This is a genomic window from Janthinobacterium sp. NKUCC08_JDC, assembly GCF_019345575.1.
Lineage (GTDB): Bacteria > Pseudomonadota > Gammaproteobacteria > Burkholderiales > Burkholderiaceae_D > Janthinobacterium > Janthinobacterium aestuarii.
On sequence record NZ_JAHKQW010000001.1, the window covers coordinates 212,060 to 223,773 of the forward strand.

Below are 11,714 nucleotides of genomic sequence, written 5' to 3' on the forward strand. Positions count from 1 at the left end.
AGAGCAGCCAGCATAAGCAGGAGCAGGTGAAATCGCGGTGAAATCCGCTGAGTTTATTGCACTTGGGTGGGAACGATGGCGACACGGTACTGCGTCGCGCCGGGGTGGAAAGCAATGTCCCAGCGCATCGCTTGCGCCAGGCGCAGCAGCAGGTTCTGGCCATGCGCGAAACCGTGGACGCGCCGTGGCTGCCCCGCCTGCACGGTATTGACAATGTTCAGGTGGCCTTGCGCAAACGCAATGCTGATGCGGCAATCGGGGCCGCCATGAAACAGCGCATTCGCCAGGCAATTATTGATGAGCAACATGACCAGCTGCCCGTTGCCCGCCACGTCCAGCCGCTCGGGCAAGTCCAGGGTCAGCAGGCTGGCGTCCCACGGATGTTCGTCGAGCAGGCGCAGCAGGCATTGTTCCATACAGCCGCGCAACTCCACCACCTCGCCCGGCAGTTGCTCGGCCCGCGCCAGCGCGAACAGCACGTCGATGCTGGCGCGCATCTCGTCCGTCGATTGCCGCAGCTGCGCCTGCTCTTGCCCGCCCAGGGGCTGCGCCTCGGCCAGCGCCAAGGTGTTGTGCATCAAGGTCAGCGGCGTACGCAGCTCATGGCTGACGTCGCGGGTGAAGGCCTGTTCGCGCTGCAACACCGCCTGTAGTTCGGCAAACGTGGTTTCCAGGCGGCGCGCCAGGAAACCGATCTCGTCGGTGCGGTCACGCTCGCTGAAATGGACGGCGCTGCCGGGCGCCAGCTGGCGCGCTTCCCGGGCCAGGCGCTGCAGGGGCAGCACGAGGCGCCGCGCCAGCCAGTACGCCAGCAGCAAGGCCAGCGCGATCAGCGCCAGCGCCACGCCCAGCACGACACCGCCCACCTCTTGCGCCAGGCGCTGCACCACCAGCACGGGCGCCACGTCGGCCAGCAGATAGCTGCGCTGCGGCTGGCCAGCGGCGACGAGGTCCAGCGCCAGCACGTGGTAATGCTGGCCCGTCGTGGTAAACACTTCCCCGCGCGGGGCTGACGGCAGCACTTGCTCGCGCACCACTTGAGGCAAATCATGGTAGCTGGCGTATGTCTTGATGAGGTCGCTACCAGACGGCGTAAGCTCACCGTGCTGGCGCAAATGCTGGCTGACCACCACCGCTTCGCGCTCGAGCAGGCGCTGCACCAGCATGTCTTCCGTCACGTAGGCGATCACCAGCGCCAGGCCCGTGTAGCACAGGCACAGCAACACGGTGAAACCGGCCAGGGCCGCGAACAGGCGCTGCCGGATCGATTTGCTCATGATGACGCCGCGGAACCGAAGGCAAGGCGGTAGCCCAGCTGCGGTATGGTCACCAGCATGCCCGCGCCGCCGGCCAGCTCCAGCTGCTTGCGCAGCGCGTAAATATGCGATTTGAGCGCATCGCTATCGGGCGGCTGGCTGCCCCACAGATGCTGCAGCAAGGCCGAACGTGACACGGCGTGCGGATGCTCGCGGCACAGCAGCAGCAGGATTTTAAAACCCGTCTGCGTCAGCGGCAGCGCCACGTCACCGAGCCGGGCGCGCCCTTCGCGCGTCTGCAAGGTAAAGGGGCCCACGCGCATTTCCTGGTGCACATGCAGCTGGTGCCGGCGCGCCAGCGCTTCGCAGCGCAAGGCCACTTCGCGCAAGTCGAACGGTTTGCTCAGGTAATCGTCGGCGCCGTCGCGAAAGCCGCGTGCTTTGTCTTCATACGCATCGCGCGCCGTCAGCATCAAGATCGGCACATTGCTGGGTGCCCCCGCCTTGATGGCGCGGCACACTTGCAAGCCATCGATGTCGGGCAGGTTCAGGTCCAGCAGCACCACGTCATAGTTGTTGCGCGTGGCCAATTGCACGGCCAGCGCACCCGTGCCCGCATGGTCGGTCTGCCAGCCCAGGCCGTCGAGGAAGTCGAGCACCTGGCGCGCGATGGCCAGGTGGTCTTCCACCAGCAGTATGCTCAGGGGCAAGCGATTCATGGAGTGTGGGCAATGCGCGCATACAGCCAGAAATTGCCGGACCTACCGCGAATTTGCCGGTAGCAGCGCAGATAGCCTTCGCGCTCGAAACCGCAGCGCTCGAGTACGCGGATCGAACGTTCATTGCTCTCCAGCACAGTTGCCTGGATGCGCAGGAAGCCCAGGCGCTGGAAGCCCCAGTCCATGACCGACGCGGCGATGGACGTGGCCACGCCCTGCCCCCATACGGCAGGAGACAGATCGTAGGCGATTTCGGCCGTGCGGTGCTGCGGGGAAATCGCATTGAAGCCGATCGTGCCCACCAGCTGGCCGCCCTCGCGCAGCACGATGGCCAGGCGGATGGACGACGCTGGCTGGGCCGAGGCGTAATCATCGAAATTGGCCTGCAGATCGTCGGCGCAACGCAAGTCCCAGCTCGTGTGTTCCACGACAACAGGATCGGCCAGATACACATACCAGGCGGGCGCGTCGCTACGTTCCAGCTGGCGCAACGTCACCAGTGGATGGGCTGAAACGGGTAAATCGGCAGCTTTCATTGCTTGGCATCCTCCTCAATCCAGCGGGCAATCAGCGGCCAGCCAGGACATGAAATCATCGGCAGCCAGTTCGAAATCGTCGCGCTGCATCGATCCATGCCCGACCAGGTACACGGCGCGGTCGCCATCATCGAGGGCCAGCATGACGGCGCGCCCGCCGCTGTCGTCGCCGATGGTGATGTAGCCTGGGCAGGATTGCTGCGTGTCATATGTTTCGTTACGCTCCACCAAACTTTCTGCGCCATACAGCAATACCTGTTCGCCACGGAGACCTTCCTGCCAGTCCTGGAGAAAGCGCAGGTAGTACGCCGGCAAGGCGCGGCCCAGCCAGCTCTCGAGCGCTTCGGTTTCCTGCTGGCTCACGCGGCGCCTTTGCGCCGTGCCTCCCACGTACGCCGCAGCAAGCCGTACAGGGCCGTATCGCTGACGTGGCCGCCGACGATCCAGCGTTCGGGCAAGAAACCTTCCTTGCTGAAACCCTGGCGTTCCAGGGCGCTGGCCGAAGCCGTATTGAGCGGATCGATATCGGCTTCCAGGCGGTTCAGGTCGCGCTCGATGAACGCGTATTCCAGCAGCGCCGACAAGGCTTCCTGCATATAGCCCTTGCCCCAATGCGGGCGCGCCAGCGCATAGCCGATTTCGGCACGGCGGTTCTGGCGGTGTTCGGAAAACAGGCTGCAGCTACCCATATATTCGCCCGTCGCCTTCAGCGTGACGGCGAAGCGGAAGAATTCCTCGCTCTCGAAAGCGGCGATGTCCTCGGCAAGCTTGCGCGCGGCGATGCTGGCATCCTGCCATGGCGGCTCGCTGAAATAGCGCATCACTTCGGGATCGGCATGCATGGCGAAGAAATCCGCTTCATCTGATGGTTGCGGCTTGCGCAGGATCAGGCGTTCAGTGGTGATGGTTTTCGTGTAGGCCATGCGACTCCAATCAAAGGTTCAAAGGGGCAATGCTTATTATTCCATGCAACTATAACGATGTGGCAACTTTGTGATCTTGCTTTTTAATGTAGTATGGCAATGTTTCACCATATCATAGATGCAACTTCATGATCCGCCTATGCACGCAACAAAAGAAGCAGCACATACCGACGCCATGCCGGCGCAGCCCGAGGTCTTGAGCAAGCACAAGCGGCCGGTCATCATCTGGGCCAGCATCGCCTTCTTTTGCATGTGCGCCATGCTGCTTGGCATGACCATCTGGATCGTCTGGTCTTCGCGCGAAGTGCGCTTGCACGAAGCGAGGGCGACGACGGAACACATGGCGCGCACCCTGGCGACCCAAGCGTACATGGAACTGGAAGTCGCCGATGTGATGCTCGAAGATATCGTCGAGCACATCCGCAACGAAGGCAATAATGACGCGACCGGCGAGCGGCTGCAATCGCATCTGCAGCAGCTGTCGAAGAATATCGTGGAAATTGCCGGCGTCTTCATTTTTGACAGCCGCGGAGACTGGCTGGCCAGCTCGTCCGGCGCCGGGCAGGACGGCAACAATGCGGACCGCGACTACTTTACTTATCACAAGACGCATGCGCAACTGGGTAGCCGCATCAGCGCGCCCGTGCGCAGCAAATCCAGCGGGCAATGGGTGTTGCCCGTGTCGCGCCGGGTGGAATTGGCGGACGGTTCCTTTGCGGGCGTGGTGCTGGTCACCCTGGGGCTCGCCTCCTTCGAACGCATCTACGATAGCCTCAACCTTGGCAATACGGGCACGGCCTTCTTTGCCCTCGACGACGGCACCTTGATCTACCGCCGGCCATTCCAGCCCGGCGTCATCGGCATGGATATTTCGTCGGGTGCAGTCCTGCGCGCCTACCGCGAAAAAGGGCCTGTCGGCACGGCCATGATGACGGCGAAGGTGGACGAAATCGAACGGCTGTACAGCTATCGCCACCTGCAGCGCTTTCCCGTCATCGTGGCGGCGGGACTATCGGAGGAAGATATTTTCGCCGAATGGCAGCGCTTGAGCATGCAAATCGTGCTGGCGTCGCTGGCGGCAGGCGCGGCGCTGATCTACCTGTTCCGCAAGCTGATGCGGCAGATTGCCGTACGCGACCGTATCGAAGCCAGCCTGCGCGTGGCCACGACGGAGTTGCAGCACGCCAATGCGGACCTGGCGGCGCGGGCGGCGCAGGATGGCTTGACGGGGCTGGCCAACCGCCGCTGTTTCGACGAGACCTTGGCGCATGAACTCAAGCGCGCCCAGCGCAGCGGGCATGAAGTGTCGCTGATCATGCTGGACGTGGATTTCTTCAAGAAATTCAACGACCAGTATGGCCACGTGGCAGGCGACGAGTGCCTGCAGGCAGTTGCTGGCGCCGTGGCGCGCAGCGTCGGCCGGGCCGAAGACCTGGCGGCCCGTTACGGAGGTGAAGAGTTCGCAGTGATCATGCCCGGCACGGGCGCGGCTGGCGCACTGGAAGTCGGCGAAGCCATCCGGGCGGCCGTGGAAGGCTTGCAGATTCCCCACGCGGCCAGCGCGAACGCAGTCGTGACCGTCAGCCTGGGCGCGGCCACGGTCCAGCCTGGCCAAGACCGCCCCACGGACAGCAGCGAGCTGATACGCGAGGCCGACGCCTTGCTGTACCAGTCGAAAAACACGGGCCGCAACCGCGTCAGCGGCGGCGTAGCAGCAGCATGAGGCCGCTTATGTCCGGGAAAAGAATCGCTCTCACCATGCCGCTGTCCCTCATCGCACTGGCCGTCTGGCTGGGCTTGAGCATGGGCGGCCGCTGGCTGGAAGCCGCCGGCTACGCCTTGCCGGGCGCAGCCGTCACCGGCCGTATCGGCCTGTCGTGGGCGCTGGCCGCACTGTTCGCGCTGGCGCTGCTGCTGGCGTCGCGACAGCGCCGCGAAGCGGGCTTGTGCGCGCCGCAGCCGTGGAAAACGCTGTGGCTCGTCTGCCCACCCCTGCTGTATGCGCTGCTGATGCTGTTGCTGGCCTGGGCCGGCGGCTGGCCGCAGCCGCGCGTGCTGCTGATCGTCGCGTGCAATGCGGCGCTGGTGGCCATCTCGGAAGAACTGATGTTCCGCGCCATCTTGCTGCAGGGCATGCTGGACCGCTACGCCGTCTGGCCGGCCGTCCTGATTTCTTCGGCGCTGTTCGGCCTGGCCCATACGGCCAACGGCCTGGCCACGGGCGACGTCAGCGGCGCCTTGTGGCAAGCTGTGGCCGCCACCTTGCAGGGTGTCGGCTATGCGGCCATCCGCCTGCGCACCCGTTCGATATGGCCGATGGTACTCGTGCATGGGATATGGGATTACGCACTGGTGACGGCCACCTTGCCGAACCCGGCCGAAGACGGCGCGTCCATCCTGCCGTATATCGCCCTGCTGGCCGTGCTGCCCTTGTGCCTGTATGGCGTCTACCTGCTGCGGCCCAGCCAGCGCGCGGCCATATCGCAACCGCAGCCATAATGTCGCGACAAGCTTTCCATCCATGGACCAAGAAAATGGCCGCGCATAAGGGAGGCTTGACAGCGCGGCCCATCGCATGGCATCGTTGCCCCATGCAATCGCCACTCCCTCCCCTGCCATCGATTATTGCCGCCATTCCAACGATGGTGGCTTAGCAGCAGTGTGATTGCCAAAGCCGCCTGAGAGGCGGCTTTGATGTGCAGTCACTGGTCAAACCGTCTCGCAGGTTTCATTTCTTTTTTAGCGAGCGACCATGCCCCCAACTTCCAGCACCCCCGCTTCCCCCACCCTGCACCTCGTCTGCGGCAAGATCGCGTCCGGAAAATCCACTCTGACAACCCGGCTGGCCAGCGCGCCACAGACCGTGCGCATCAGCGAAGACAGCCTGCTGGCGCAGCTGTATCCGGGCCAGATCGCCAGCTTGGCCGATTACGTGGCGTGCGCTACGCGGCTGCGTGCGGCCATCGCTCCTTTGGCCCTTCAGATGCTGCAGGCGGGCGTGTCCGTCGTGCTCGATTTCCCCGCCAATACGCCGGCCAGCCGCGCCTGGATGCGCGAGCTGTTCCAGCAGGCGGACGTGGCGCACGTGCTGCACTATCTGGACGTGCCGGACGAAGAATGCAAGGCGCGCTTGCGCCAGCGCAATGAAAGCGGGTTGCACCCGTTTTCCACCAGCGACGCTGATTTTGACGCCATCACGCGCCACTTCGTGCCGCCCGATGCTTCGGAAGGTTTTTACATCGTTCAAACAAGCCGTTAATGTTTCCTGGCTGGCTGTCGGCAAGAGCTTGTGTACTTTCGACCAGGATGCTTTTTTTGACATGTCTTCGTTTCGGCTGATACTCTGCAGGTCTCACAATAAGAAACAGGACAGCACTCCGTGAAAATAATGAAGTTCGCCGGCAGCGGCCTGGCCATTCTGCTTGCCTTGCTGGCTGGATCCGCACAGGCGCAATATGCGCCGGTCGATGCCGCGCGGACAAAGAACGAGGCAGCGGCCAAATTGATGCTTGAGTCCTTGAAACAGACCAGGTATTGGATCGTTCCCAATCCACAAGCCATCTCGCGCTATGAGTTCCAGGAATTGGACGAGGACGGGAATCCCGCTGGAAAAAAGTTTGTCGTCACGGAAACGACGAGTTTCACCGTGCATAGCTATGTAGATAAAGACTTCCGGCACTATGCGCGGATCGTCTTCGAAGATGACAAGGACGCGGCGCTGGAACTCTCCTTCTATCTATTCGAGTCCAGGCCGGGACCGCTGACGCTATTTCGCAATGTCTACGATCCGGCCAAACGCTCGCGGTTGGATTTTGTCGAGTATCTTTTCACCTCGCCGCCCAAAGATATCGAGATAGCAGAGGCCAAAGAAGGCATCCTGGAAATTATCTTCGAGACCGCCCTGCGAGCAAAAGGCGACGTCAACATTGGCATGAGCGCGAAGCAGGTACGCGCCTCCGGCTGGGGAAAACCTGTCAGCATGCACAAAAAATCCGATGCGGCCGGCGCGCACGAAGAGTGGCTATACGAAAGCAGGCGTTCCTTGCTTTTCACAAATGGCAGACTGGCCTCCATCCGGCGCTGATACGTGACAGCACGGCCAGGCAATTGCCGCCCCACTGGCCTTAAAACGTGCCCGGCAGCAGGATCTTTTTATCCACCTGCTGCAAGTCGCGCAAGCCGCAAAAGGCCATCGTCAGGTCCAGCTCGTTGCGGATGATGTCCAGGCATTTGGTCACGCCCGGCCCGCCCATGGCGCCCAGGCCGTATAAAAACGGGCGGCCGATGTACACGCCTTTCGCGCCCAGGGCCACGGCCTTGATCACGTCCTGGCCCGAGCGGATGCCGCCGTCCATGTGCACTTCGATCTGGCTGCCGACGGCGTCGACGATGGCGGGCAAGGCTTCGATCGACGATTGCGCGCCATCGAGCTGGCGACCGCCGTGGTTCGAGACGATCAGCGCGTCGGCGCCGCTTTCGACGGCCAGGCGCGCGTCTTCGGGGTCCATGATGCCCTTGATGATCAGTTTGCCGCCCCAGCGCTGCTTGATCCATTCCACGTCCGCCCACGACAGGCTCAGGTCGAACTGCTGCTGCGTCCATGCCGACAGCGACGACATGTCGGACACGGACGTGGCGTGGCCGACGATGTTGCCAAAACCGCGCCGCTTCGTGCCCAGCATGCCCGCCACCCAGCGCGGCTTGGTGGCCATGTTGAGGATGTTCGGAATCGTCAGCTTCGGTGGCGCCGACAGGCCGTTGCGCAAGTCCTTGTGGCGCTGGCCCAGCACCTGCAAGTCCAGGGTCAATACGAGCGCGCCGCAGTTGGCCGCCTTGGCGCGGTCGATCAGGCGGTTGATGAATTCGCGGTCCTTCATCACATACAGCTGGAACCAGAACGGCTTTGTCGTGTTCGCCGCCACGTCCTCGATCGAGCAGATGCTCATGGTCGACAGGGTAAACGGCACGCCGAAGCGCTCGGCCGCCTGGGCCGCGAGGATTTCGCCATCGGCATGCTGCATGCCCGTCAAGCCCGTGGGCGACAGGGCCACCGGCATCGATACGTGCTGGCCCACCATGGTCGAGGCCAGGCTGCGGTTCTCCAGGTTGACGGCCACGCGCTGGCGGAATTTGATCTTGGCGAAATCGCTGTTGTTGGCGCGGTACGTCGACTCCGTCCAGGAGCCGGAATCGGCGTAGTCGTAAAACATGCGCGGCACCCGTTTCTGGGCCAGCACGCGCAAGTCTTCGATGCTGGTGATGATACTCATGCGTTTCCTCGGTCGATGGCAAGTCAAGCCATGATCGTGCATTTGCCTGCAATTGTCTATCCGGCAGGCAATGCCGCCACACTTACCAAGCGCGTGCGCCGAGGATTTTCTCGCCCAACTCCGTCAGGCGCGCTTGCGGATAACGCAGCTTTTCCTTTTCCTCGGGGTCGCCGGGAAACGCATAGCCCTGCGGCGCGCTGCGCTCGCGCCAGCTTTGCACGCGCCAGTCGCGCAAGGACTGATTGTCTTCCTGGGCCGGCGTAAAGGAAATGTATTGGGCCAGGCGCACCTGGTCCGTCGACGTGTTCGGGCGGATGCCGTGCGCCAGCAGGCTGTTAAAGATCAGCAACTCGCCTTTTTTCATGGCGATGAATTCCATCGGATACGGCACCGTCGCCAGGTCCGGCTGCCATGGATTGCGATCCGCCGGCACCGTCTTGCGCCACGCCAGCAAGTTGTTGAACAATTCCGGATAGCATTGAAAACCGCCGCTCTCGGGCGACGTATCGGACAGGGCCAGCACGCCTTGCACGTTGACGGGCAGCGGGTCGAGCGTGGTGTCGGCATCCCAGTGGATGAAGCCGCCAAACTTGCGCTTGCCATTGTTCGGCGTGTTCAGGTTGGCGCGGTCGATGGTCACCCACAGGTCTTCGCGGTCCCAGATGTCGACAAAGGCGTCATAGACGCGCTGGGTCTGGCGGTTGTCCCACAGGGTCTGGTTGTGATACGCCTCGACCATGCCGGAACCGTTGAGTTCCTTCATCGCGTGGTCGCGCAACTGGTCCCGGTTCCAGGTGGCCGGATCGTTCTCATCGAGTCCCTGGAATTCCCACAGGAAGTCCGTTGTACGGCGCACCTGCTCGGGCGATACGGCATCCTTGACGATGACGTAGCCGTAGGTTTGCCAGTGCAAGAAGTCGCTGTCGGACAGCACGCGCAGCGGCAGCTGTTTCTGGATGTCGCGCAACTGGGTTTGTTCCGTGTAGGCCACGGACGGGTTGCCGGGACGGTCTTCGCCGTACTGCGGGTTTACATACTGAACCTGGTCTTGCATCGCTGTCTCCTGTGTTGGTGTGAGACAGATTGTGCGACGGAAGATTAGAGGGAAATGCGTGCGGAGCGACCAATACTGATACTATCCTGATCATCCATAGCTAATAAACGTCACGATGACGCCTTTATTCGAACAAGTCACGATCCCGACGGGCCACTCCTGGGGCTTGCTGTGGCGCGAACTCGATGCCATTCCCTTCATCTGGCATTACCACCCGCAATTCGAGCTGACCCTGACCGTGAATGCGCGGGGGCAGCGCTACATCGGCGACCATCTGGGCGACTTCGAACCGGGCGACCTGGTGCTGCTGGGGCCGAATCTGCCGCACACGTGGTCGGCCAGCGAGCGCATCGACAGCGCGCAACCGATGCTGGCCGTCGTCGTGTGGTTTTCGCTCGAGTGGGTGGAGCAGCTGGCGGCCTGTTTTCCGGAGTTGCACGGCGTGCGGCAGCTGGCTGCCCGCGCCGGCCCGGCCCTGCATTTTTCAGCGGACACGAGCGCGCGCTGCGCCCATCAACTGCTGCAACTGAATGCCCTGCCTGTGCCGCAGCGCCTGCCGCTGCTGCTCGACGTGCTGCTGGAGCTGGCGGGCGATGGCGCCGCGCGGCCGCTGGCCTCGACAGCACAGGCGCCGATGCATGCCGATGGGCAGCAAAAGCGCATGGCCATCGTGTTTGACTTCATGCACGCGCATTTCCGGGAAGAGATCGCACTGGAAACCTTGGCACAGCGGGCCGCCCTGTCGCTGGGCGCGTTTCACCGCTGCTTCAAGCGCCACGCGCATTGCACGCCGGGCGAGTATCTGGCGCGACTGCGCATAGGGCGCGCCTGCCAACAGCTGATCGAAAGCAATCTCGCCATTGCCGTCATCGCGCAAGAGGCGGGCTACCGCAACCTCGCGCATTTCAACCGCCAGTTCCGCGCCGCCAAGCACGTCACGCCGCGCACGTTTCGCCTGCAATACCGGCGCGGCGCCAAAGACTTGGCGTAAATCCGTTCGGAAACGAAAAAGGGGATCAGATTTTACAATCTGACCCCCAATATTCTGGTGCGGCTGGCAGGAATTGAACCCACGACCCCTTGGTTCGTAGCCAAGTACTCTATCCAGCTGAGCTACAGCCGCCTAAGACAAGATTATAGCAGGGCTTTGCAGAATGGCAAAGGGCGCCGTGCGGATATTTCACAATTGCCCAGGCCGCCAGCATGGTCGCTGCGAAGGCGCCGTGATGACGAAAAAAAACCCGGAAAGCGAACTTTCCGGGTTTTTTCACTACTGCTGATACTGGTGCGGCTGGCAGGAATTGAACCCACGACCCCTTGGTTCGTAGCCAAGTACTCTATCCAGCTGAGCTACAGCCGCAAACTCTGACACACTTCGCCGGACGGCGCGAAGCTTGAAACTTTCATCAAAACGAAGCGAACTCCGTCTTGGCAATACTGGTGCGGCTGGCAGGAATTGAACCCACGACCCCTTGGTTCGTAGCCAAGTACTCTATCCAGCTGAGCTACAGCCGCAAAACTTCTACAACATTCCATCAACAACATGGAGGTGAAACTTGTTACAACAAAACCAGGCAAAGTCTGATTTTCAGTATTCTGGTGCGGCTGGCAGGAATTGAACCCACGACCCCTTGGTTCGTAGCCAAGTACTCTATCCAGCTGAGCTACAGCCGCGCAGGCAAACATTATAGCGTATTCATTTCGCTTTGAAAAGTTCGATTTTTCAATCGCTTAGCTGATTTTGCAGAATACCGCCCCGCATGATCGACTACCTTTTCACTGCCAAAAAGCGCACGCCTTTTTATCGGTGGACACTTCTGCTTTCACAGTGGCGCCCAGCGAATCGAGAAGTTGCTGTCTCGAAAGAAGCGGGATTATAGGGACTGCTTTCCAGCCTGTCCAGTGCTATCTGCAGGTGGCGCGCAAGCGTGCGGTGGCGGCGCGCCGCTTGGGGCT

General features: G+C 61.9%; 12 protein-coding genes and 4 tRNA genes. 5 read left to right on the plus strand and 11 right to left on the minus strand.

Translation table 11 applies throughout. The features are described 5' to 3' along the window. Window positions 1-53 precede the first annotated feature (53 nt). The 5 genes from KO538_RS01005 to KO538_RS01025 are packed head-to-tail and all read right to left on the minus strand — an operon-like array spanning window position 54 to window position 3,434. Complete coding sequence (locus tag KO538_RS01005; protein ID WP_219327249.1) at window positions 54-1,277, minus strand: HAMP domain-containing sensor histidine kinase; 1,224 nt, start codon at window positions 1,275-1,277, stop codon at window positions 54-56. After that, window positions 1,274-1,975 (minus strand): response regulator transcription factor, encoded by a 702-nt coding sequence (locus KO538_RS01010; RefSeq protein ID WP_219327250.1) that lies wholly within the window; start codon window positions 1,973-1,975, stop codon window positions 1,274-1,276. Before KO538_RS01010 ends, KO538_RS01005 begins: the two co-directional genes overlap by 4 nt. Further along, the gene (locus KO538_RS01015) at window positions 1,972-2,511 is read right to left on the minus strand and encodes a GNAT family N-acetyltransferase (RefSeq protein WP_219327251.1); all 540 of its coding nucleotides are present in this window, start codon (window positions 2,509-2,511) and stop codon (window positions 1,972-1,974) included. The genes KO538_RS01010 and KO538_RS01015 overlap by 4 nt, the downstream gene beginning before the upstream one ends. A 15-nt stretch (window positions 2,512-2,526) precedes the next feature. Continuing rightward, window positions 2,527-2,874 (minus strand): SMI1/KNR4 family protein, encoded by a 348-nt coding sequence (locus KO538_RS01020; protein ID WP_219327252.1) that lies wholly within the window; start codon window positions 2,872-2,874, stop codon window positions 2,527-2,529. After that, a complete protein-coding gene (locus KO538_RS01025) occupies window positions 2,871-3,434 on the minus strand; it encodes a GNAT family N-acetyltransferase (RefSeq protein ID WP_034751971.1) in 564 nt (187 codons plus the stop codon). Before KO538_RS01025 ends, KO538_RS01020 begins: the two co-directional genes overlap by 4 nt. A gap of 139 nt (window positions 3,435-3,573) precedes the next feature. Here KO538_RS01025 and KO538_RS01030 point away from each other — a divergent pair, with 139 nt between their 5' ends. The 4 genes from KO538_RS01030 to KO538_RS01045 all read left to right on the plus strand — a co-directional run bounded on the left by KO538_RS01030 (window position 3,574) and on the right by KO538_RS01045 (window position 7,518). After that, window positions 3,574-5,157 (plus strand): sensor domain-containing diguanylate cyclase, encoded by a 1,584-nt coding sequence (locus tag KO538_RS01030; protein ID WP_219327253.1) that lies wholly within the window; start codon window positions 3,574-3,576, stop codon window positions 5,155-5,157. Window positions 5,158-5,192: 35 nt separating this feature from the next. Further along, the gene (locus tag KO538_RS01035) at window positions 5,193-5,933 is read left to right on the plus strand and encodes a CPBP family intramembrane glutamic endopeptidase (RefSeq protein ID WP_219327254.1); all 741 of its coding nucleotides are present in this window, start codon (window positions 5,193-5,195) and stop codon (window positions 5,931-5,933) included. 253 nt (window positions 5,934-6,186) lie between these two features. Beyond that, window positions 6,187-6,693, plus strand: coding sequence for an ATP-binding protein (locus KO538_RS01040; protein ID WP_219327255.1), 507 nt, complete (start codon window positions 6,187-6,189; stop codon window positions 6,691-6,693). A 120-nt stretch (window positions 6,694-6,813) separates the two neighbouring features. After that, window positions 6,814-7,518: a hypothetical protein gene (locus KO538_RS01045; protein ID WP_139143480.1), complete on the plus strand. Its 705-nt coding sequence runs from the start codon at window positions 6,814-6,816 to the stop codon at window positions 7,516-7,518. A 40-nt stretch (window positions 7,519-7,558) separates the two neighbouring features. On the opposite strand, the gene KO538_RS01050 is transcribed toward KO538_RS01045, so the two are convergent. Together KO538_RS01050 and KO538_RS01055 are read right to left on the minus strand one after the other, a co-directional pair. Then, entirely contained in the window at window positions 7,559-8,704 is a 1,146-nt protein-coding gene (locus KO538_RS01050) for an alpha-hydroxy acid oxidase (RefSeq protein ID WP_219327256.1), read from the minus strand. An 82-nt stretch (window positions 8,705-8,786) separates the two neighbouring features. Next, window positions 8,787-9,758 carry a phytanoyl-CoA dioxygenase family protein gene (locus KO538_RS01055; RefSeq protein WP_219327257.1) on the minus strand — a complete coding sequence of 324 codons (972 nt, stop codon included), beginning with the start codon at window positions 9,756-9,758 and terminating at the stop codon, window positions 8,787-8,789. A 115-nt stretch (window positions 9,759-9,873) separates the two neighbouring features. Here KO538_RS01055 and KO538_RS01060 point away from each other — a divergent pair, with 115 nt between their 5' ends. After that, window positions 9,874-10,749, plus strand: a complete 876-nt coding sequence (locus KO538_RS01060; protein WP_219327258.1) for an AraC family transcriptional regulator — start codon at window positions 9,874-9,876, stop codon at window positions 10,747-10,749. A 55-nt stretch (window positions 10,750-10,804) separates the two neighbouring features. On the opposite strand, the gene KO538_RS01065 is transcribed toward KO538_RS01060, so the two are convergent. The 4 genes from KO538_RS01065 to KO538_RS01080 all read right to left on the minus strand — a co-directional run bounded on the left by KO538_RS01065 (window position 10,805) and on the right by KO538_RS01080 (window position 11,432). Next, window positions 10,805-10,881, minus strand: a tRNA-Arg gene (locus KO538_RS01065). Window positions 10,882-11,041: 160 nt separating this feature from the next. Beyond that, window positions 11,042-11,118, minus strand: a tRNA-Arg gene (locus tag KO538_RS01070). Between the two features lie 78 nt (window positions 11,119-11,196). Further along, window positions 11,197-11,273, minus strand: a tRNA-Arg gene (locus tag KO538_RS01075). Window positions 11,274-11,355: 82 nt separating this feature from the next. Next, window positions 11,356-11,432, minus strand: a tRNA-Arg gene (locus tag KO538_RS01080). Between the last annotated feature and the right edge of the window lie 282 nt (window positions 11,433-11,714).

Excerpts from the sequence above, each read along its gene's own strand:
- KO538_RS01005 (WP_219327249.1), bottom strand. The coding sequence starts at position 1,277 with ATGAGCAAATCGATCCGGCAGCGCCTGTTCGCGGCCCTGGCCGGTTTC.
- KO538_RS01010 (WP_219327250.1), bottom strand. The coding sequence starts at position 1,975 with ATGAATCGCTTGCCCCTGAGCATACTGCTGGTGGAAGACCACCTGGCC.
- KO538_RS01015 (WP_219327251.1), bottom strand. The coding sequence starts at position 2,511 with ATGAAAGCTGCCGATTTACCCGTTTCAGCCCATCCACTGGTGACGTTG.
- KO538_RS01025 (WP_034751971.1), bottom strand. The coding sequence starts at position 3,434 with ATGGCCTACACGAAAACCATCACCACTGAACGCCTGATCCTGCGCAAG.
- KO538_RS01030 (WP_219327253.1), top strand. The coding sequence starts at position 3,574 with ATGCACGCAACAAAAGAAGCAGCACATACCGACGCCATGCCGGCGCAG.
- KO538_RS01035 (WP_219327254.1), top strand. The coding sequence starts at position 5,193 with ATGCCGCTGTCCCTCATCGCACTGGCCGTCTGGCTGGGCTTGAGCATG.
- KO538_RS01040 (WP_219327255.1), top strand. The coding sequence starts at position 6,187 with ATGCCCCCAACTTCCAGCACCCCCGCTTCCCCCACCCTGCACCTCGTC.
- KO538_RS01050 (WP_219327256.1), bottom strand. The coding sequence starts at position 8,704 with ATGAGTATCATCACCAGCATCGAAGACTTGCGCGTGCTGGCCCAGAAA.
- KO538_RS01055 (WP_219327257.1), bottom strand. The coding sequence starts at position 9,758 with ATGCAAGACCAGGTTCAGTATGTAAACCCGCAGTACGGCGAAGACCGT.
- KO538_RS01060 (WP_219327258.1), top strand. The coding sequence starts at position 9,874 with ATGACGCCTTTATTCGAACAAGTCACGATCCCGACGGGCCACTCCTGG.